This is a genomic window from Variovorax gracilis (genome assembly GCF_030317115.1).
GTDB lineage: Bacteria > Pseudomonadota > Gammaproteobacteria > Burkholderiales > Burkholderiaceae_C > Variovorax > Variovorax gracilis.
In genome coordinates, this window is record NZ_JASZYF010000048.1 from 1 (window position 1) to 20873 (window position 20873).

Annotated in this window: 12 protein-coding genes; 9 read left to right on the forward strand and 3 right to left on the reverse strand. The window is 60.8% G+C overall.

Annotated elements, in window-relative coordinates:
- From QTH97_RS34515 to QTH97_RS34535, 5 genes are all read left to right on the forward strand, one after another.
- The coding region (locus tag QTH97_RS34515) for an IS3 family transposase (protein ID WP_286573120.1) at positions 1-792 on the forward strand (792 nt) is incomplete at its 5' end.
- A gap of 694 nt (positions 793-1486) precedes the next feature.
- Positions 1487-2782 carry an alpha/beta hydrolase gene (locus QTH97_RS34520; protein WP_286573121.1) on the forward strand — a complete coding sequence of 432 codons (1296 nt, stop codon included), beginning with the start codon at positions 1487-1489 and terminating at the stop codon, positions 2780-2782.
- Positions 2779-5511 carry a CHAT domain-containing tetratricopeptide repeat protein gene (locus QTH97_RS34525; protein ID WP_286573123.1) on the forward strand — a complete coding sequence of 911 codons (2733 nt, stop codon included), beginning with the start codon at positions 2779-2781 and terminating at the stop codon, positions 5509-5511. Before QTH97_RS34520 ends, QTH97_RS34525 begins: the two co-directional genes overlap by 4 nt.
- A 68-nt stretch (positions 5512-5579) precedes the next feature.
- Positions 5580-8852 (forward strand): CHAT domain-containing protein, encoded by a 3273-nt coding sequence (locus QTH97_RS34530; RefSeq protein ID WP_286573125.1) that lies wholly within the window; start codon positions 5580-5582, stop codon positions 8850-8852.
- Positions 8853-8999: 147 nt separating this feature from the next.
- Positions 9000-9149: a hypothetical protein gene (locus QTH97_RS34535; RefSeq protein ID WP_286573126.1), complete on the forward strand. Its 150-nt coding sequence runs from the start codon at positions 9000-9002 to the stop codon at positions 9147-9149.
- 14 nt (positions 9150-9163) lie between these two features.
- On the opposite strand, the gene QTH97_RS37200 is transcribed toward QTH97_RS34535, so the two are convergent.
- The 3 genes from QTH97_RS37200 to QTH97_RS34550 form a co-directional block, all read right to left on the reverse strand.
- The gene (locus QTH97_RS37200; protein WP_444813510.1) at positions 9164-9607 is read right to left on the reverse strand and encodes a hypothetical protein; all 444 of its coding nucleotides are present in this window, start codon (positions 9605-9607) and stop codon (positions 9164-9166) included.
- 266 nt (positions 9608-9873) lie between these two features.
- Positions 9874-10713, reverse strand: a complete 840-nt coding sequence (locus QTH97_RS34545; protein WP_286573127.1) for a hypothetical protein — start codon at positions 10711-10713, stop codon at positions 9874-9876.
- Positions 10714-11274: 561 nt separating this feature from the next.
- Positions 11275-16116, reverse strand: coding sequence for a RecQ family ATP-dependent DNA helicase (locus QTH97_RS34550; protein ID WP_286573131.1), 4842 nt, complete (start codon positions 16114-16116; stop codon positions 11275-11277).
- Between the two features lie 106 nt (positions 16117-16222).
- Here QTH97_RS34550 and QTH97_RS34555 point away from each other — a divergent pair, with 106 nt between their 5' ends.
- The 4 genes from QTH97_RS34555 (at position 16223) to QTH97_RS34570 (ending at position 20687) form a co-directional block, all read left to right on the forward strand.
- Entirely contained in the window at positions 16223-16471 is a 249-nt protein-coding gene (locus QTH97_RS34555; RefSeq protein WP_286573133.1) for a hypothetical protein, read from the forward strand.
- Positions 16472-16592: 121 nt separating this feature from the next.
- On the forward strand, positions 16593-17489 hold the full coding sequence (locus QTH97_RS34560) for a hypothetical protein (protein ID WP_286573135.1): 897 nt from the start codon (positions 16593-16595) through the stop codon (positions 17487-17489).
- Positions 17490-17876: 387 nt separating this feature from the next.
- Positions 17877-18908, forward strand: coding sequence for an SIR2 family protein (locus QTH97_RS34565; RefSeq protein WP_286573137.1), 1032 nt, complete (start codon positions 17877-17879; stop codon positions 18906-18908).
- A gap of 6 nt (positions 18909-18914) precedes the next feature.
- Entirely contained in the window at positions 18915-20687 is a 1773-nt protein-coding gene (locus QTH97_RS34570; protein ID WP_286573139.1) for an ATP-binding protein, read from the forward strand.
- The last annotated feature ends 186 nt before the right edge of the window (positions 20688-20873 follow it).

Here is a 20873-nt window from a genome sequence, read left to right on the forward strand (position 1 = left end):
TCCCGCACGGGATACTGCCAATGGCGCGTGCGAGCGCCCAGCACGCGGGCCCTGGCAAACAAGGATCTGGATGCCAAGGTGCAGGCCGTACACCGCGACAGTCGAGGTAGTTATGGTCGACCGCGTATCACGCAGCAACTCCGCCAGCAGGGCGAGCTCGTGAGCACTGAGCGGGTGCGCCGAAGCCTCAAGCGTCAAGAGCTGCGTCCGATGTATCGGCGGCCTTGGGTGGCCACCACCGACTCGAGGCATCGCTTGCCGGTGGCACCCAACCTCCTGGATCGTCGCTTCGATGGCTGGCAGCCCAACCGGGCCTGGGTGGCCGACATCACGTACGTTGCAACCGACGAGGGCTGGCTGTACCTGGCCGTGGTGATGGACCTGGCGAGCCGCCGGATCGTGGGCTGGTCGATGTCCGATGCGATCGATGCGAAGCTGGTCTGTGCGGCACTGAGATCGGCCTACTGGCAGCGAAAGCCCGGTCCAGGACTGCTTGTACATACCGATCGTGGAAGTCAATACGCAAGCCACGAGTACCGCCGGCTGGCGGCGGACTTCGCCATCACGATGTCGATGAGCAGGAAGGCAGACTGCTGGGACAACGCGGCCATGGAGAGCTTCTTCAAGACGTTGAAGGTCGAGAGGATCTACCAGGTACGCTATGACACCCGGTCCCAGGCCCGGCTTGACATCGTCGACTGGATCGAGGGCTTCTACAACCGCGTGCGCATGCACACGGCCATCGGATACCTCGCCCCGGTCACAATGGAGCGCAGCCTCTTGGCTGCATGACTTGCTGTACGTGGAAACGAGGCAGGGTCACATCACGTTCGGTCTCACTCAGCACCAGTTGCGCCTTGGGTCGTCCGCTCATTGCAGCCTCGTCGAGTACACACGGTACACGACTGACCACGATGCTCGTGAATAGTTCAACGAACTTCTAACTCACGACACTAGGGACACGTTGATCTATGAGCCACATCGGGCATGCTGGCCGGTCCGCATCACGGCAACAACTTCGATGCGCTCAACGGCAGCCCAAAGGTCTGCGCTTGGGACGGAGTGCAGCCACCGGGGCGGTGCCCCGACCTTAAAGAAGAGCTCGTGAATCTGTGCGTCCACCCCGACATATGCGATGTGCTGCACGTTTTCCGGCGTCGTGTACCAGCTGGTGGGGCACGCCAGCCGCCGCGGCTTGAGGCCCAGAATCACTTTCTTCTACGAAACCGCCGCGGCCGTTTGACATCCGAGACTGCTTCCGAAATGATTCGTTGGCATCGCTCGCCCGTACGAAGCATCAAAGAATGGCGAGAGCAATTTGGGGGTACGCATGCTATTCCTCGCGCCATCCAGAACCGCTTGGCTCTACTGTTTCTTGGCCGTCGCAGGCTGGACCAGTACTGTACGCGCTGCCTCTTATGACTGGTGCGCACTTGGCGAGTCATTTGCGCGTGGGCGCGAATTCATCCAGACGCGGCGAGTCAAGGTGGAACTCGAAGGCGACTCGATTGCCGAATTTGCTGCGGCTTTGTCGGAGGAGGTGATCCGGCGCCAAGTTTGGCCGAAGCAAGCCGATCGAGTCTTCGTCACCGCCTATGTCGATGGGGAATGCGGTCCGAAGGACCGGACGCCCGACACCTTGTTGTTGAAGATCAGCGCAGAAGAAGCGGGACAACTGCGCAGTGAACTGCAGCGGCGCGGAGGCGGTGCTCCGACCCCGGCCGTCAACGTCGTCTCCGAGCGTGCTCAGCTCACGCCGGGTCAGGCCCCGTCAGGCCCGCCCGGGGCTTCTCGCATCAATTGGTTGCGCATTTTCTATGCAACCAATCGCAAGCCGACGGGCCAGACTGTGGCGGCCACCGCCTTTGGAACAGACGATGCGGAAACGATCTCCTGGGGCTCGGTAGATGTATCAATTCCGCATGAACACAAAATGGGGCAACTGGAAAGCCCGGCGATTTGGCGCCTAGAGTGGGAAGATCCCACCAAGCACATCGCTCTCGCTCCGCGTCTGAATCCGCTTTCGCCCGAGCGCTGGCGGCAGGAGGTGCTCTCGCGGGCTACTGCGATGGGACGACCCGGAGTATTGGTGTTTATACACGGCTACAACGTGAGTTTTGCCAACGCCGCACGGAGGACGGCGCAATTCGCATACGACACCGCCTTCAAGGGACCGACTGTCCTCTTTAGTTGGCCTTCCGACGGCAATCTCATACCGTACATGCGCGACGAAGCTGACGCGTTTGCGGCCAAGAGGTTCATGGCCGATGTTCTTAAGACAGTCACCACGCTTGCGCCCGGCGTTCCGGTGTATGTCGTCGCTCACAGCATGGGCAACCGCGTAATGCTGCACGGCTATGCCGAGCTTTTGCGCCGCAACCCGGATGCGCACCAAGCGATAAGGCAAGTCGTGATGGCTGCACCCGACGTAGGGCAGCGCGAGTTCAAGCAAGTATTCAAGGATTTCGCCGGCACGAAACCTCGCTACACCCTATACGCATCAGACCAAGATGTCCCGGTAAATGTCTCTGAGTGGTTGCACGGCGATCGGCGTTTGGGCAATGGGGGGGCGAACACCGCTGTTTTTGTTGGCGTGGACTCGATCGACGCCTCTGCCGTAACGCGAGAATTCTTTGGTCTTAGTCACTCGTATTTCGGCGAAAGCGACACGCTGCTGTCAGATCTGTTTGCCTTGATCCATCAGGGTCTGCCGCCGGATCAGCGACACCGATTGAAACCCACAGATGGGAAGCAAGGGCGTTTCTGGTCTTTTGCCCCATGAAACGACACATTGCCTGTCTCGCAGCGCTGTCTCAGTGCCTCTCGGCAGCACAGTGGATCTGGTTGCTCTTGGGGTTGCTCTTGTCGGGCGTTGGCTACGCGCAAGCGCGCCCAGACGCGACGATGGTGGAACCCGAGTGGAAACCCCCTCTCGACGCCTTGCACCGCGAAACAGTCAGGTTGCACCAGCAAGGGAAGTTTGAAGAGGCCGTCATGATTGCGAAACGGGCTCTGGAATTCGCCGAAAACGAAGCGGGTGCGGACGCTCCGTATACAGCTACCAGTATGAACAATTTAGCGGAGGCATATCGAGGAATGGGTCGCTATGAGGAAGCGATTCCATTGTGCCTGCAGGCGCTGAAGATCAACAAGAATGCATTCGGTCTGGACCATCCGTCTACGGCCACTAGCCTAAACAATCTTGCGGGGCTGTATGAAACTGTGGGCCGCTACGAGAGGGCGCTGCCGTTGTACGAGCAAGCACTGGCGATCCGTGAGAGCCTGCCCGGCCCCGAATATCCCGATACGGCAGCCAGCCTCAACAATCTGGCGCAGCTGTATCGATTGATGGGCCGCTATGAGCAAGCACTGCCGCTGTTCCAGCGGGCGCTGGAAATCAACGAGAGGGCACCCGATTCCGACCTTCCTACGGCTTCCAGCCTAAACAATCTCGCGCTGGTGTATAAATTGTTGAGCCGCTACGAGTTAGCGTTACCTCTGTACGAACGCGCCTTGGCGATCCATGAAAACCTCGGCCCCCACCATCCGTCTACGGCCATTAGCCTGAACAATCTGGCAGGGCTGTATCGATCGATGGGGCGCTACGAGCAGGCGCTGCCGCTGTACCAGCGAGCGCTGAACGTCAGCGAGAGAGCACTCGGCCCCGATCATCCGCAAGTGGCCGTGTTCGCCAACAATCTGGCCGAGCTAGATGTATCGATGGGCCAATACGAGCGGGCGCTACCGCTACTCCAGCAGGCGCTGCTGCTCAGCAGCAAGGTTTCCGTGACCGACTTGAGCCACGAGCACGGCGCTCTTGAGCTTGTCCAAGCCTCGGCCAGCAACCTGGGAAGTCTTCTGGACCACTGGCCTGGCGGTGCTCGCACGGACGAGGCGATCGTGTACTACAAGATTTCGGTCAACGCCAGCCAGAGAATGCGACGCGGAACTCAAGGGCTTGATCGAACGCTTCGCGATTCCTTCACCGCTAAGGTCTCCAACCCCTATCGCCGCCTTGCCAGTTTACTCGTTGCCCGCGGTCGCCTTGTGGAAGCCGAGCGCGTGCTGCTGTTGTTCAAGGAATCCGAGTTGCAGGAGTTTGTACAACGCAACGGCGATGGGACTGCAACGTATCAGCCCCTGCGCTGGACCCTAGACGAACAGGAGTTTGCCGACCACCTGCAATCTTTAGCCGTCGAGCTCTCGAAGCAGGTCGAAGTTATGGCCGATCTGCGTGAACGCATCAAGCGCGACGAATTGAAGGACGATGGTCCCGAGTGGAGGCGAGCTGAAAGCCAGCTGCAGCGCTTGAATGAGAGGCAGGTAGCGGCGCTCGCGGAGGTCTCGGCGCGCCTAGCGCGCAATGCGCAGGACGACAGATCCAAGGGGCAACAGACGGCTCTGGAGCGTCGCTCGGAGTTGGCGAGTCGCCAGGCTAATCTGCGCTCGCGCGACTTCGAGCCGCTGAATCTGCCGGCCACGGCCTCGCTCACTTGGCTGCCTGGTGCACGCGGCCTGACAATCTTGGTTTCAACTTCTGAAGCGACCCGCGCGGTGCAGGTGCCGGCGGCCGAGCAGGACATCAACAAGGCAGCTGCCGCGTTGCGCGCGGCGATCGGCACGCGTGGCGACTATCGCCCGCCGGCGCGTGAGCTATACCGTTGGCTGATCGCACCAGCGCTGCCTTTGCTCCCCCAATCCGGTACCACCGTGCAGCACCTGATGCTCAACGCGATTGGTGCCTTGTGCGACATTCCGTTTGCAGCCTTGGTCAACCCCGACGATGACAAACATCTGATCGAGGGCTATACGCTGTCGATGATCACGGCGCAAAGCGCCTCCAATCTGGATCGCGCACCGCAGATCGGCTGGCAAATAGCCGGCCTTGGGGCGAGCATCAGTGATCCAGATTTCGGCAATGTGGCCCTCCCCGCGGTTCGCGAGGAGTTATGCGGCATCGTGCGTGACGAAACGTGTGTGCAGGGGGCCATTGCCGGACGTCGCTACGAAGATCCGAAATTCGATCGCGGCGAACTCCGGCATCTGTTTGGGCCGGGAAACGAACACGTGACGGCAAATGTGGTGCATCTGGCCACCCACTACAGCGTGGAAAAGTCGCAGTTGCTGCTCGGAAGTGGCGGGGCGTTGCCCCTGGAAGATCTCGTGGCCATGGATTTGCGGTTGGGCAAGTACGATTTGCTCACCCTTTCGGCGTGCGATTCGGCTGTCGGTGGGGCGGGCGTCGAATCGCTGGCCGGCCTGCTGCAGAAGGACAACGGCGCCAAGGCGGTGCTGGCGACGCTTTGGGCGGTGCAGGACGAAGGAACCGCCAAGCTGATGGTGCAGTTTTATCGCAGCCGCGGCGAGCACCGAATGGTCACCAAGGCCGAGGCCCTGCGACAGGCACAGATCGTCCTGCTGCAAGGGAAGGTCAGATCGAACGACGCGAAGCTCGACTTGCGACATCCTTACTACTGGGCACCATTCGTACTGATGGGAAATTGGTTGTGAGCTGACGTTGTGAACTCGCCATATTCGATCAATACAAACTACACAAGGGCGATACTGGCGTTTTTACCATGAAACGATGTGTCTTCGAGCGCTGCACTGCCTTTATTTCCAGGGTGCGACTGGATGCACTGTTTCTACAATGCTTGTTGTTAGTAAGTCTCCTTGCACCCATTCAACTCAGTGCCCAATCTCCTGTTGAGCCAAGTTCAGATTTGGGCGATCTCAGCCCCAGACTATCCGGAAATATTGCCACCATTCTACTCACTACTGGCACATTGTTTATACGTGAGGTGCCGCTAGAAAGTACACGGCCGCCGCCAACTGTCGGTGGGGATCCAAACGACGCTGCCGTAGCAACGGCGCCTGAATGGAGGCGTGACTTCGAGGCTCTTCGGAAGAAGACGAATGCTTTATATGAGAGCGCACGGCTGACTGAGGCGCGCGCGGTTGCCGAGGAAGCTGCGGAATTAGTTGCGCACGCAGCGGGGCCCAATGCTCCCGCAACTGCAGTAGCCCTAAACAACTTGGCGCTTCTTTATCAAGAGACCGGTCAATACGATCAAGCGTTTCCGCTGTATAAGAGAGCGCTGAAAATTGACGAAGATACCTTCGGCATTAGTCATCCATACGTCGCCCAAGTCTTGAGTAACCTGGCTGGATGGTATCAATCTGTGGCTCGATACGAGAGTGCAATACCACTCTATACGCGCGCACTTACGATACAGCAACAAGCGCTGGGCCCTACTCATCTCGCTACCGCGGCGAGTTTTGGAAATCTCTCGATGTTGTACTACTCCATGGGGAAGTACACGCGTGCACTCGAATTATCTCTGAAGGCGATGGCGATCAGAGAGCAAACGCTTGGAGCAGATCATGTGGATACCGCCAACAACCTCTGTAATCTTGGCGCGATCGTAAGATCGTTGGGCCGCTATGAGGAAGCACTGCGACTATCGGAAAAGGCTATGGCGCAACTGACTAATGCGTTGGGCACCAGCCACCCCAATACGTCTGAATGCATGAACAATGTGGCGATGTTGTACCAACAAATGGGCCTCTACGACAAAGCCCTGGGAATTCTAAAACGCGCACTCGAGCTTCGCGAGCAGTCTGTTGGATCAAATGATGCCGGCACCGCAACCCTCGTGGGAAATTTAGCTGAAATTTATCGATTCTATGGGCACAACGAAGAAGCGCTTACGCTTCATTTGCGGGCATTGTCAATCCGTGAAACCGTACTAGGTCCAAATCACCCTGATACGGCCGAAAGTTTGAACAACTTGGCGCTTCTATATTCAACAACTTCGCGCACCGAACAGGCTATTCCGTTGTATCGCCGAGCACTAGCAATCAATGAGCGAGTGTTCGGTCCCGAAAATCCTCGCGTAGCTATTAATCTTAGTAATCTGGGGTACCTGTACGGAACCACCGGCCACTCCGAGCCCGCGTTTGCATTGGCTCAGCGTGCTCTTGTGATCAACCAGAAAACGCTGGGGGTTGAACATCCTCACACCGCCACGGCACTGAATAATCTAGCGTCGATTCATCAATCCAATGGACAACATAAGAAGGCATTACAACTCTTTCAGCGTGCGTTGCTACTCAGCGACCCGGCGTCGGTGACGGAGACTGAACGCGCCAATGGCTCGTTGGAACTTGTGTATGTTACCGCTGGTAATCTAGGTTACGCATTAGAATATTGGCCGGGGGGCGGTCGCGTCAACGAAGCAATCGTCTTCTATAAGCTCTCCGTCAACGCTGCACAAAGAATGCGTCGAGGTACGCTAGGACTCAATCGAGAATTGCGCGACTCATTTACGGCTTCAGTCGCCGATCCTTATCGCCGACTTGCACGTTTGCTAATTAGCCGCGGGCGACTCACGGAGGCGGAGCAAGTGCTGTTGCTGCTCAAAGAGTCGGAAATGCATGATTTCGTACGACGTAGCGAAGGCATATCTGCCACCTATTCGCCTCTACGCTGGACACCCGATGAGCAGGAGTTTGCAGATAGCCTAGCAATTTTGGCCATCGATTTGTCCAAACAGGTTGACCTCATGGCTAGCTTGCGCGAGCGCATTTATAAAGGTGAATTGAAACACGATGGGGCTGAATGGAAGCAAGCCGAGAGCCGGCTACAACGACTGAACGAGAGGCAAATGGCTTCAGTCAGGGAACTGTCGGAACGCATAGCGCGCAATTCGCATGAGGCTAGGTCCAAGGCGCAGCAAATTGTTCTTGAGAGCCGATCAGAGTTGTCCAGTCGACAGGCTAATCTTCGCTCTCGTGATTTCGAGGCGCTGCGTCTGCCGGCGTCGGTGGCGCTCACCTGGCTGCCCGATGCCCGTGGCCTCACCATCATTGTGTCCAGCGCCCAAACGACCCGCGCGGTACAGGTTTTAGTGACCGAGGCGGACATTAATAGGGCGGCCGCCGCCATGCGCATAGCAATCGCTGAGCGGGGCGACTTTCGTCCGCCGGCTCGCGCGCTATACCGGTGGCTGATCGCGCCCGCGCTACCCTTAATTGGGCAATCAGGGCCACCTGTACAGCACTTAATGCTCAACGCCATCGACGCCTTGCGCGATGTTCCGTTCGCCGCTCTTCTTGACGAGACCACTGGCAAATATTTGATCGAGGGCTATGCACTATCGCTAATCACTGCGCAAAGCGCGCCCAACCTCGATCGCGCGCCCCAACTCGGATGGCAGATAGCCGGACTCGGAGCGAGCAAGGGCGCTCCCGATTTTGGGAATGTCTCCCTCCCTGCGATTCACGACGAGCTTTGTGGAATCGTTCGTGATGAAACGTGTGTGCAAGGGGCCATCACCGGACGTCGTTACGTAGACCCCCAGTTCGACCGCACCGAGTTGCGGCACCTCTTGGGGCAAGGCAATGAGCTCGTGCCAGCAAATGCGGTGCATCTTGCGACTCACTACAACGTGAAAAAGTCCGTGATGCTGCTCGGAAGCGGCGAGCCATTGGCCTTGGTCGATCTCGTGGCAATGGATCTGCGCTTGAGCAAGTTTGACTTGCTCACTCTTTCAGCATGCGAATCGGCGGTAGGTAGCGCCGGCGTCGAATCGCTGGCTGGTCAGCTACAGCATCACGGTGCGAAGGCAGTGCTGGCGACACTGTGGGCGGTGCAGGACGAGGGTACCGCCAAGTTGATGGTGGACTTCTACCGCCGTCGCGGCGAACAACGGCTGGTGACGAAAGCGGAAGCACTACGTCAGGCCCAGATCGCTTTTCTGCAAGGAAATATTCGATCCAGCGACGCAAAACTCGATCTGAAGCACCCGTACTTCTGGGCCCCGTTCGTGCTAATGGGAAATTGGCTATGAGGAGCTTTCTGTTGCCGATCCAACGAGCTCACTCCCATCGAAGATCGTGCCGTTGCCCGGGCCGTTGCCGACCATAAGTCCCACTTCTTCAGCGAGAAGGATGCCGAGGGCAAGGTCATCAACTACTTCGACGCGGTTGAAGGGGGCTTGCAGATCGTGCCCGACGGTGCGGCGCGAGAAGCACTCGCGACGGACTACGCCAAGATGCTCGAGTGCGTATTTCAGGGCATCGTGGACGCCCGTTTCAGCCGATCGTGGACGGCATTTCAGATGAACGTGGACGCTGTTTCAGGCTGATCGTGGACGACGTTTCAGCCTGATCGTGGACGATCCCGGGCGCGCGCGAGTGATCTTGACCGCGGGCATGCTGGCCGATTTTTCGGCCTGCCATGCCTACCACCAGGATCACGATGCGACAGATACGACAGGTCTTGCGCCTGCACCTCGAAGCCGACCTGAGCTACGCCCAGGTCGCCCGCGCCGTCGGTATCGGGGTCCCCTTGTTTCCCGTGCACTGAGTGACGTGGGTCCCAGCGCGTCTGCTGGGACTTGGACATTCTCTTGTCGATGAGCTGATTGACCGCGGACTCCACGAAGGCGCTCGAGATACGTTGACCCGCTCGATAGCGCCGTCCATAGTTGGGCAGCGAGTCCTCGTTGCTGCGCAGATAGCTGAGCGGTTCGGTGGTGAGCTTGCGAATCAGCGGCACTGGGCCCTTGCAACCCATGCCGGGCTTTCCCAAGAGAAACTTCATGGCTTCGAGTCGCCGTATCGCTGCTCGGGCTCGGCCATCGTTTGTTCGTGCAGAAAGATTCGGCTTTTTTGGAGAGCATTTGCTGGTGCGGGATTGGGCACCTCGACCCACGGTCGGGGGCGCTTCCCCAGGGGGCTATGGCAACGATGGGGCATCGCATACGGACACCGTGGCGGGAAAATTCCGGGCCTGTAACCCAGCAGGAGGCGCTTCGGTTTGGTATGGGGTGATCTGTGCATCCCCGCTGCTCAGTCGACTGGGAAGCCTCACACGAGCAATCGCACGAATGGACGGCGTTGTTGCAGCAAGGTGAAAGTCTTGTTCATCTCGGATTGCCCGAGGTATGGGACAGAAAACTCCTTCGTGGCGCCATCGGTCATGAACAATGCCTTCACTTTCATGCGGCCGTGGGTCGCGGGGTGGACGCGCTGGGACGGGAATTCCAGCACGACGCCCTGCCCGCTTACACCGAGATAGGGCTGGTCCTTCAGCAGTTCATCGGGAAAGTAGATCTTTGGCAGGGCAGAGACAAGCGGCAGCAGCGCGCCGAGCTTCGTATTGCTGATCTCGCTTCCGTTGCCAACGTGCAGCCCCGGGTCAATCGCGGTGAGTGCCTCTGCCAGCTTCACTCCGACAAGGAAAATTTGACAAGCATGAAAAGGCAGGTCCCGGTTGTACGAGAATGCCGAATTTTCATTGGAATGCACAGTTCCGACCGGGCCGATGCCGCCGCTGCGCGTGACACCTTCTACGTAGTAGCCGAGGGTCGAGATCGCATCCGTTGTCATGACGACGAGCCGAAGGCGACCTTGTGAATGCTTCATATAGTTGACGATGGTGGCCACGTGATCGCGGTACTCAAGTATTGATTTCTTGAATCGCGCGACGGCCTGTTCGGAACGCTTCCGTTCGTCCACGGGAAAAGAGCTTTGGATGATGCCGCCGCAGTCTTCGATGTGCTCGACCAAGGCATCGAGCATGTGATCCGTCGCGTCGAGTAGGTCTGCGCTCTTGGCCTCCGGCTCGTCATGCGCGAAGACACCGTCCTTTTGTCCTTCGTCGACCAACTGGGCGCCCTTAAGGAGTCGCCGGACGACGTTATCCACCGAGACGTTGTAGGCAGCTACTGGAGACCGGGCCCCTCTTGCAAGGCGGTAGGTGGGAAGGTGGCAGGCACCGCCCAACAGCGCCTGCGCAGCGGGAACTGCAAGGTCCAGTTGGAGAAGTGTTCACGATAGGCCATGGAAGGGGCGAGAGGAAACCTCAAGTGTGTAGTTCTTCAATTCTGGCCGTTGCTAGTCGAAGCGTCAGGCCCAGGAACCAAGCACAGCGGATTGATATCAAGCGCCCAGACCGCCGGTCTGGACGTGGGCGATGTGGCGATCTGACCGACCTCGTTTCTTGATCGTTACGCCGACCGTTCCGCGGCCAGCGCCAGCGCCTGCACCCGTCGGCGCGGGCTCGGGTTCCGTCGGTAGCGCCGGGATGCTCGGCGGCACCGACCGCGGCGCGTTGGACGCAAGCCGGCAGCCACTGTTGGCGACAGCGCCGGCCCGAGCGCGGCGCGGCATGTCCGAGGCGCCTGCGCTCACAGTGGTCATCTCGCAGGCCCGGTCTTCTGCATCGCATCATGATCGCCTCGCGCTCCATTTGGTCCATCCGATTCGTCAGAACTCCAGATGAACCTCTATGAGCGGCGTCTCCCATTCATCCGCATGCAATGAAGGCCAATACGTATCGGGCGTCTGAGAGCGTGTACGCACCATGACCGCCACTACTTTCGCGACCCCACCTTGTAGCGGCAATTCGTCGACGCTCGCGGCCAGCCTCCCCACAATTTGCCCGCTAAGCGAATGAACGAACCGTCCCTTCAGCTCGACCGGATCCCCGGGACGTAGGGCCGCGATCGCCTGATGGACCGGATGGGAAGGCGGGCTTCGCCCGGCAAACCCAATGTCCATGTTGGCGGCCCCGAGCATGACGTACCGACGTTCGAGGTCCGCGCGTTGCTGGGGCCGGGAGACCGGCAAGCAGTCCTGCACCCCGCCAACCGTTCCGAGATCGACCAGATAGGGATTACGCCCTCCTTCTGCCCGCATCAAGGTCAGCGTCTGCCGCGCGCGAGTCATGGCGACGTAGAGAAGCCGTCTCTCATCCTCATGGTCCCAGCGCCAATCGGCGCAGTCCATCACGATGATGTGGTCGAACTCCAGGCCCTTGGCGGCGTGTGCCGTCATCAGTTTGATGGCGCTTTCCCGGCCGTCGCGTCGCATCTCTCCCGCGGCCTCATAGAAGAGCTCCAGCACCTCGGCCGCCGGGACGATGTCCGCCTGGAGCGTCGAGGCAAAGTCCTCGACGATCTCCTGCAGGTCCTGCAGCGCGGCGTTTCGGGGTTGCGCGCGCCGCTGACGATCCAGTTTTCTGCGTAACGCGCCAAGCCTGACCATGCGCACCTGGCGCCGCCGAAGCGCTTGGGCAAGTGCCCAACCCTCGCGGGTCCGCATCAGCGAGATTTGCCCCTTGGCCGCCTCAGGCCCCGTGATCTCGCAGGGCAACCCCTCGACATCACAGATGGCCCGCATCTTCTCCAGCGGAGCATGCGTGCGACAGAGCACCGCAATCTCCGACAGCTTCACGGCAGGGTCGATGCGCCGAATGCGCTGGATCTCTGCATACACCAGTTGCGCCTGAAGGTTCGGGCTGGTCGGACTGGTGAGGAGCCGCACCGCACCGTGACTCTCTTCGTCCACCTCGGCCCATCGCCCCCCGTGCGGATCGTCCTTGCGCCGGGCGTCGATCCGGATCGGATGATCGACCTTCATCCGGTCGGCGCCGCGCTGGATCACATGGTTGGCCGCCGAGATGATGTTCTGGGTGGAGCGGAAGTTCTCGACCAGGTACGTGAGCTCCCCTTCGTAGTCGGCACGGAAGCGTCGGATGAATTCGACGTTCGCGCCCTTGAACGAGTAGATGTTCTGGTCGTCGTCCCCGACCGCCATGATGCTCAGCTTGCTGTCCGCATCGACGCGCCGACGGCCGGCCAAGGCGCTGACCAGGGCGTACTGCTGCTCGTCGATGTCCTGGTACTCGTCGACGAAGATGTACTCATACCCCTGCAGCAGCCGATCACGGATCTCGTCCGCATCGGTCAGCGCCGAACTCCTGCCTTCGAGCAGATCAATCGCATCCTGGAGCATCTGCTTGAAGTCGACCGCGCTGGCAGCGCGCTCGGACCCCGCCAGGCTTGTGCCGGTCAAGCGAAGCGCCATGGCGTGATAGGTCATCACCAGCACTCCCCTGCCGTCGTCGCCGGCCAAGGCCTGGAGGCGTCGGCGCAGCTGGACCGCAGCGCTCCGGTTGTAGGCCAGCGCGATGATGCGGCCCGGGCTGACGCGAAGTACCCGCAACAGGTAGGCGATGCGGTGCACGATCACCCGCGTCTTGCCTGAGCCGGGACCCGCCAGTACCAGGTGATTGCCCGATTTCGTTTGGGTGACGAGCGCCTCCTGCACCGGGTGCTGAAGATCGTCGACGATGCGCCGATAGGACTCATCGGTGGTTTTGCGCTCCAGCAGGTCCGTGCGGCCGCGGAAGAACTCCTTGATGAACTGCTTGTGCGGCAGCGTGAAATATGCCTTGACCAGGTCCTGCGCCTTGGCCGGATCCTCCGCGCCGAGCTTGGCGTACTCGTGCATGACATGGGTCTGCAGGGTCCGCTCCTTGTAGAACTCCTCCAGCGGCGCGAAGGCAGCCACGGTGAACTGCCTGGAGGTTTCGCCTTGCATCTGGATGGTCATCGCTGAGCGGAACACCGAGCGCCCCTTGTCCAGTTCGAGCACTCGGGTCTGGTGCAGGTACAAGAGCGCATTCTCGAGAGCGACCTCGGGTTCCCGCAGTTGGGCTTTCAGGACCAGGTCATCGTTCAGCGCGTCGATCAGCGCCTGGGCCTTGCATTCCACCATGCAGGCGCCCTTGACGCCCTCGGGCACCTCTGCAAGGAGGCGATCGAGCGTGACTTGCGCCACAGCGCGTCGCAGCTCGCAGATCCTGCGGATCTGGGCCCACGAGCGGCGCAAGGTCACGCGCAGGGTGTCGTCACCCAAGGGCTGCAGCTGGATCATGCTGCGCTTGTCAGTGCCCGAGCCGAACCCGTCGGCCATCGATCGCAGGCAGGCCCGCACCTGCGTCGGATCCACCTGGACAGTCTCGCCGCCCCCCGTGAGCCGCGTGCGCAGTTCGGTGCAGACCGCCCGCAGATTCAGGTGCTGGTGCGACTCGTCCTGATCTGCATCGGGTGCGTGCTCCGACATCAGGTCCAGGAGTTCTTTTTCCAGGGCGCACAGGAATTCCAGCCGAATGGGAGAGGCACCTCGAACGCCGCGCATCAGGCGCACCGTCAACCCGAGGTCGTTGACGAGAATCCCGAGCTTGGCCAGTTGGTGGACGATCCGAAAGCATTCTTCCGGTCGAATGCCGGCATCGAGCATGAGCTCGTCGGTGCTCAGGCCCTCCGGCGTGTCGGAGCGAAACAGCGCGATCGCGACGGCCAGGAACTTCTGCTGCTTGCTGGCCGGGAGGTTCGCCTTGTCGATCCGGTCCTTGGCTTCCTGCAGGGAGGCCACCCGCAGGCTCGCTGGAAACACCTTCGTCGCGTTCTCGTTGCGCTTGAGAAAGTCGTTTCGCTCGAGCCAGGCGATGGCGGTGGTCACCTTGGTGGAAGCGTCTGGCGCATCGACATCGATGGCGGTGCCGCTGCTCTGCGCCAGGAGCTCCTTGGCCGACACCACGATCTCGTCCTTGCCGAGCTTCTTCGCTTGGTCGCGCAGGGCGCGCAGCAGGCCGCTGAAATCCCGTTTCGAGAGCTGTGAGCTGGAGGAAAGCTTGAACTGGGTCTCCACATCCTGGGGGTCGAACAGCAGCACGCACCGAGCCTCGTCACCGTCGCGCCCTGCCCTGCCCGCCTCCTGCAGGTAGTTCTCCAGGGAGCCGGGAATGTCCGCGTGGATGACCAGGCGGACGTTTGGCTTGTCCACCCCCATGCCAAAGGCATTGGTGGCGGCGATCACCTGCAGCTCGCCGTCGAGGAACTGACGCTGGGCCTCCTTACGCAGATCGGCGCTGAGGCCCCCGTGGTAGCAGCCGCAGGAGATGCCCTGCTGCGCGACGATCTGGGCGAGGGTCTCGGCGTTCTTGCGAGTGGCGCAGAACACCACGGCCGCATCCTCCCGGCGCAGGCCATCGCGCAACAGCTCGACGATGCGCTGCGGCTTCTCTCCGCCCGAGGTCGGCACGACCGCATAGGACAGGTTGGTCCGCTCGTGGCCGCCCAGGAACGTCTTCAGCTCGATCTGAAGACTTTCCTGGAAGTGGCTGCAGAGGTCCTCGATGACGTCGGGCTTGGCGGTGGCGGTGAAGCACGCGACCGGTGCCTGACCCGGGAACTGCTCTCGGATGAAGCGGGAAACGTACAGGTAGTCCGTTCGGAAGTCGTGGCCCCATTTGGACAGGCAATGCGCTTCGTCGAACACCCAGGCGGCGATCTCCCGCATGCGGATCGCCTCGACGAAGGTTCGGCTTCGGAATTGCTCAGGCGAGACCAGCACGATGCCGATGTCGCCCAGGCGGATGCGATTCAGGACATCCCGTCGCTCCAAGGGGGTGAGCATGCCGTTGACCGTGGCCGCACACTGGATGTCGGCCTTCATGAGGTTGTCCACTTGGTCGCGCATCAACGACTGAAGCGGTGAGATGACCACGGTCAATCGACCCGAGCGGCGGTAGTGGACGAGCGCGGGGAGCTGGTAGCACATGGACTTGCCGCCGCCGGTCGGCAGAACGGCCAGCAGGCTCTCGCGCGCCAGGCCCGCGCTGACGATGGCGCGCTGCAGGGAGCTGCCATCAGGCGCCGCCGGCTGCGCCCGAAAGCTCGGCTTGCCGAACAGCATCGACAGGAGCGACTCGGGGTGGTGATTCAGGCGGCAGTACTGGCAGTCGGGCTGTCCGCAGTCGATCTCCCGCAGGTCGGCGATCAGCTGCCGGACAGCGGGCAGCTGATGAAAAACCCAATGAGGGAGGATGGAGTTGCCGCCGGAGACCCGGATCCAACCGAGGGCAAACGCAACCGACCAAGGATCATGGTTGTCGACCGCCCTTGTGACGTCATGCGCCAGTTCGCGCAAGCTTGTGACGCAACAGCGACCGGCGAAGCGGCTCGCGACAATGTGCCCGGCCGCTTCGATGGTCGGCGCCGTCTCCTCCCGGACTTGGGACAGCAGCGTGGCCATGCCCTCGTCGTCGCGGAGCAAGGAATGCAGGAGTGCCGGCCACCAGGGCTCCTGGTCGTTCGTCTCTAGAAGCGCCTCTACGGTTTCCTCGAGCACATTGAGCGACACCCTCGCATCCTTGGTCGGGTTGTTGCGCTCGTCGGAGAGCAGCTTGTGGCCTTTGACTAGCCGGTGGTAGGGATTGCTGGGAAAAGCGAGTGCCGACAGCTCCAGGGTGTCGAGCACGGGCCAGCTCAAGCAGTCGAGTTGAGGGAGTTGGTCTCGCAGCAAGGGAACGTCGTGGCGCCGGAGGTTGTGCCCCAACAGAACCCTGCCGTCGCGGGCAAAGCTGTTGAGCGAGGCGGCCACCGAGGGTGCCTTGGCTGGCGAGCAAGCGCTGCTGAAAGCGTTCGCGCTGTCTGATCGCACGGCGCCGATCGCGAAGATCCGGTCGCCCTTCTCCGGATGGGCTTCGACATCGACGGAAACGAATCGGCCGTCGGCGGCGATGCGCCTGGCACGTTCGCGCAAGGAATCGACGACGGGCGTTTCCAACGAAGGCGAGGCAGGCGGCCAAGAGTGGGGGAGCGGTCACTTGTAACCGAAAGTGACACTATTACGCAAGTATTCTTTTTCAGCTGCAACTCTTCCCCTACGGAACCGGGCAGATCCTCGCGGTCAGGTCAATGCGGCCGAGAACCCAATCGTACCGGCGCGCAATCATGACGAAAGTCACGCTCGAACTCACGCTGAGCCCGGGTGGCATATATCAACAGGCTGCGAAGGTGCAGGGCTCCCTTATCCTCCCTCGAACCAAAAAAATGGAAATCAAGATGAGACTCACCGCCGGCACGCGTCTTTCCGCCCTGCTTGCGATTCTTGCCCTCACCGGCTGTGCCGCGCAGACGGTCTGGAACAAGCCCGGTGGGACCCAGGAAGACTACAGCCGCACGCGCTACACCTGTATGCAGCAGTCGCAGCAGCGCGTCGCCGGCGCCACGGTCAATGCATTTGGCGGCTACTCGACGAACCAAATGGTGACCAACGAGAACATGCTCTACGCGTGCATGAACGCAAACGGCTGGTATCTGCAGGAGGTCGCCTCGGCGCCGCAGGCGCAGGCGTACCACGCACAGGCCGAGACCGCGCCGGTGCCAGCTGCCGCTGCCCCGCGCGTGCGCGCGCCTCGTGCGTCCGACAAGCCGAGCGCCGAGAAGCTGCGCGAACTCGTCTCCCAGCTTTCAGCCGAGCGGGACGCGATGTGCGCGAGCGTGGAGTTCGCGCTGATTGTCGAACGCATGCCGTGTCGCAACGACGCGCCTACGCCCGGGCAACTCGCCGACAAGACCAAGCTCTCGGAGGTTGACAAGCCCTCCCTTGTCAAGCTGCTGGATGCCCAAGAAGCGGCGAGACGCAAGATCATCTCTGCCACGCAGCTTTGGGGCGAGTCCATCAGCGTGCCCTGGACCGCGGCGATGGAGCGCGATGTCGCGAGTTCGATGGTGAATGCAGGCAACCTCGTGGCGGGAAAGATCACTTGGGGCGAGTACAACAAGCGTCGTATAGAAATCACGACCGCCTACCATGCAGAGTACGCAAAGATCGTGGCCTCGAAGTGACCAGGGGCCGGATCGCCCCTGAGGCCGGGGGCGGCAGCTTGGCCGGATCTCCGTCGCCTTGCGCACGAATTCGTCCTGACCTGCGACGTCATCTCATTGGCTTCACTCGCGATGACCTGCCTTCGTGGATCGGCGCGCAGGACCTCACTGCTCGCCTTCGCACGTCAAGGCCCGTCAACGAAAGAACGGGGCCCGAGCGACATGCGACTGATTCAGTCTGCATGCCGACTGCGATTGTGCGTTCGTGAAGTGCCATCGCCCAGAGCGGAAGAAAAACCTGATCTTGGCAACTAGAGCAGATCGACTCAATGAGGTCCAGCCAGCTAGGCGCGCTCAATGCTGTCGCGCAGGGCGGAACAGAATAGAAAAGCTAGGGAAATGCAAGCAATGAATCCAATGGAAGCGATGCAGTCGCATGTGCAGGACTGCGTTGGCAAGCTGCCCGTCATTGTGCTGGGCAGCGGCGCGTCCGCAGCGCACGGTATTCCAGGCATGGATCCGCTAGGCAAGCACTTGGCGGCTTCAAACTTGCCTACCACCTGCCAAGCCGACCCACATCTCACGGGATGGAAAGAATTCCTGGAAAAGGTCCAGAAGATGGACCTCGAGTCCGCCCTGACTGAGGTCAACGTGACGCCAGAAGTGCTCGGGCACATCGTGAACACCACCTGGAAGTTCCTGAACGCAGCGGACTTCGGGATCTTTGAGCAGGTCCTGGCTGACCGGCGCTTGCTGCCGCTTGGCCTGCTGTTCCAGCACCTGCTGCGCAGCACTGCCACGGAGCTCCAAGTCGTGACCCCCAACTATGACCGCCTTGCGGAGTACGCCGCTGAGGCTGCTGGCTATTGCGCCTACACCGGCTTTACCTTCGGTATGTTCGGCGCGCGTGCCGTCGATGTGCCGCAGATCCACATAGGGCGGCGACGGGCCAGGACGGTCAACGTCTGGAAGGTGCACGGCTCACTCGGCTGGTTCAGCGGGAAAGACGGATCAATCGTCTCGCTGCCACCCCTTGGGGCCGTCCCTGGCGGCTTCACGCCCGTTATCGTCACGCCGGGTACCGAGAAGTATCGGCGAACCCACGACGAGCCGTTCCGTACTGCCATGCACAGCGCCGACGTTGCAGTCGCCCGCGCGAGCGCCTTCCTGTGCATCGGGTACGGTTTCAATGACGACCACTTGCAGCCCCTGATGATGGAGCGCTGCACGCGACCAGAGGTCCCATTGGTCCTAATCACCAAGGCAATCAGCCCAACAGCCCACCGGTTCCTCAAGAGCGGACGATGCAGTCGCTACGTTGCACTCGAGGAATCCCCGAAGGGCACCCGCATGTTCAGCCACGAAGTGCCGGATGGTGTCGAGCTGGTTGGCCAATCCTTCTGGCGCCTTGACCGCTTCCTGTCCCTTGTCACTGAATGAGAACCTATGAGCATCCTCGAATACCAAGATAAAGATTCGCTGGGGCGCGTCCGCTCCGTTGACACCGCAACCGTGGTGATCGACGTGGACGATGTGGAGCGGCTACGCAAGCTGCAGGTCAATCGCTTGGCCGTACTGCAGAGCAGCCGGGCCGGTCAGCACTTGATCGGAATCATTCAAAAGATTACGCGCACGGCGGTCGACGCCAAGGGGAGCCCGGTCGACACCGAGGACACCTCAGACGGTGACCAGGCGGCGGAGCTAAACGTGGTCCGCATTGCACTCATCGGCACGTTGATGGACAAGGTCGGGAGCCGCAGCAACGTCTTCCTTCGCACGCTGGAAACGGTTCCGGAGATTGACGCCAATTGCTTCGCGCTTGAGGCCGAACGGCTGACGGCTTTCATGCGGGTCATTGCTAACATTTCGGGGGACGGGCAAAAGCTCACACTCGGGCACTACACGCTCGACGAGAGCGCCGATGCGTTCCTGAACGGCAACAAGTTCTTCCAGCGCCACGCGGTCATCGTCGGAAGCACGGGTTCGGGCAAGTCCTGGACCACGGCGCGGATCCTTGAACAGGTGGCGGCCCTCCCGAACGCGAATGCGATCGTCTTCGACATTCACGGCGAGTATGCACCGCTGGCCTCGAAGGGCTTCCAGCATTTTCGCATCGCAGGGCCGGCCGACCTGAGCGGCAAGGCTTCACTCGACAACGGCGTGATCTTTCTGCCTTACTGGCTGCTTGGCTACGAAGCCATGACGTCAATGTTCGTCGAGCGCAGCGATCAGAACGCGCCCAATCAGGCGATGGTGATGTCGCGTGCCATATTGGCGGCCAAGCAGAAGTACCTCCAGGTCCAAGGCCGCAAAGATGTACTCGACAACTTCACAATCGACAGCCCGGTCCCGTTTGACCTCACCGGGGTCATCGATGAACTAAGCAAGCTCAACGATGAAATGGTTCCGGGCGCGCGCGCCGGCTCGGAAAAGGCGGGCGAGTTCAACGGCAAACTGAGCCGAATGATCCAGCGGCTGGAGAACAAGCGCACAGACCGGAGGCTGGGCTTCCTATTCCAAGGCGCTGGTGAGACGCAGGCGTTTGACTGGCTCGATCGGTTGGTCAAGGCGCTTTTGGCTGGCTCGGTCGACCAGAAGGACGGCGCGGGCGGCGTGAAGGTCATCGACTTCTCGGAAGTTCCGTCCGATGTTCTCCCGCTGATGGTGAGCCTCGTCGCGAAGCTCGCCTTCTCGGTGCAGCAGTGGACCGAAGCCTCTATGCGCCATCCCATCGCGATCTTCTGCGACGAAGCTCACCTCTATATCCCCGAGCGCCAGCAGGCGGGCGGGGCGGGGGAGATCTCTGTGGAGATATTCGAGCGAATCGCCAAGGAAGGCCGCAAGTACGGCGTCGGGCTGGTAGTCATTAGCCAACGTCCATCCGAGGTCAACCGCACAGTCCTCAGCCAATGCAACAACTTGGTTGCCATGCGCCTAACCAATGGCGACGATCAGTCGGTGGTGCGTAGACTGCTGCCGGACAGCCTAGCGGGATTCGGCGACCTGCTGCCCGTACTCGACACCGGTGAGGCACTGGTTGTCGGGGACGCCAGCTTGCTGCCGACGCGGATCCGAATTTCAACGCCGCTGCATCGGCCCAACAGTGGCACCGTCGAATTCTGGGAACGCTGGGCCTCCGACAAGGCAGTCGGCGGCCTCGCAGTTGCCGTGGACGGTTGGAGGAAGCAGACTATGCAATCTCCAGCGGTTGTGGTCTGAGGGCTTGCAGCTCTGCGCAACCCGATCCCCAGTTCCAATTGCATTTCAAATAGGAAACGTAGCAACGGTAGTCCCATTGGACGGTCGAAGCTGTTGGCCGGCTGATGCAGAAGAATAGGCCCAGCCATCCTCTTGCGGCAGCGCGAGGATGCTCACGGAGGCGGGGGTCGTGAAGCGCTCATTGAC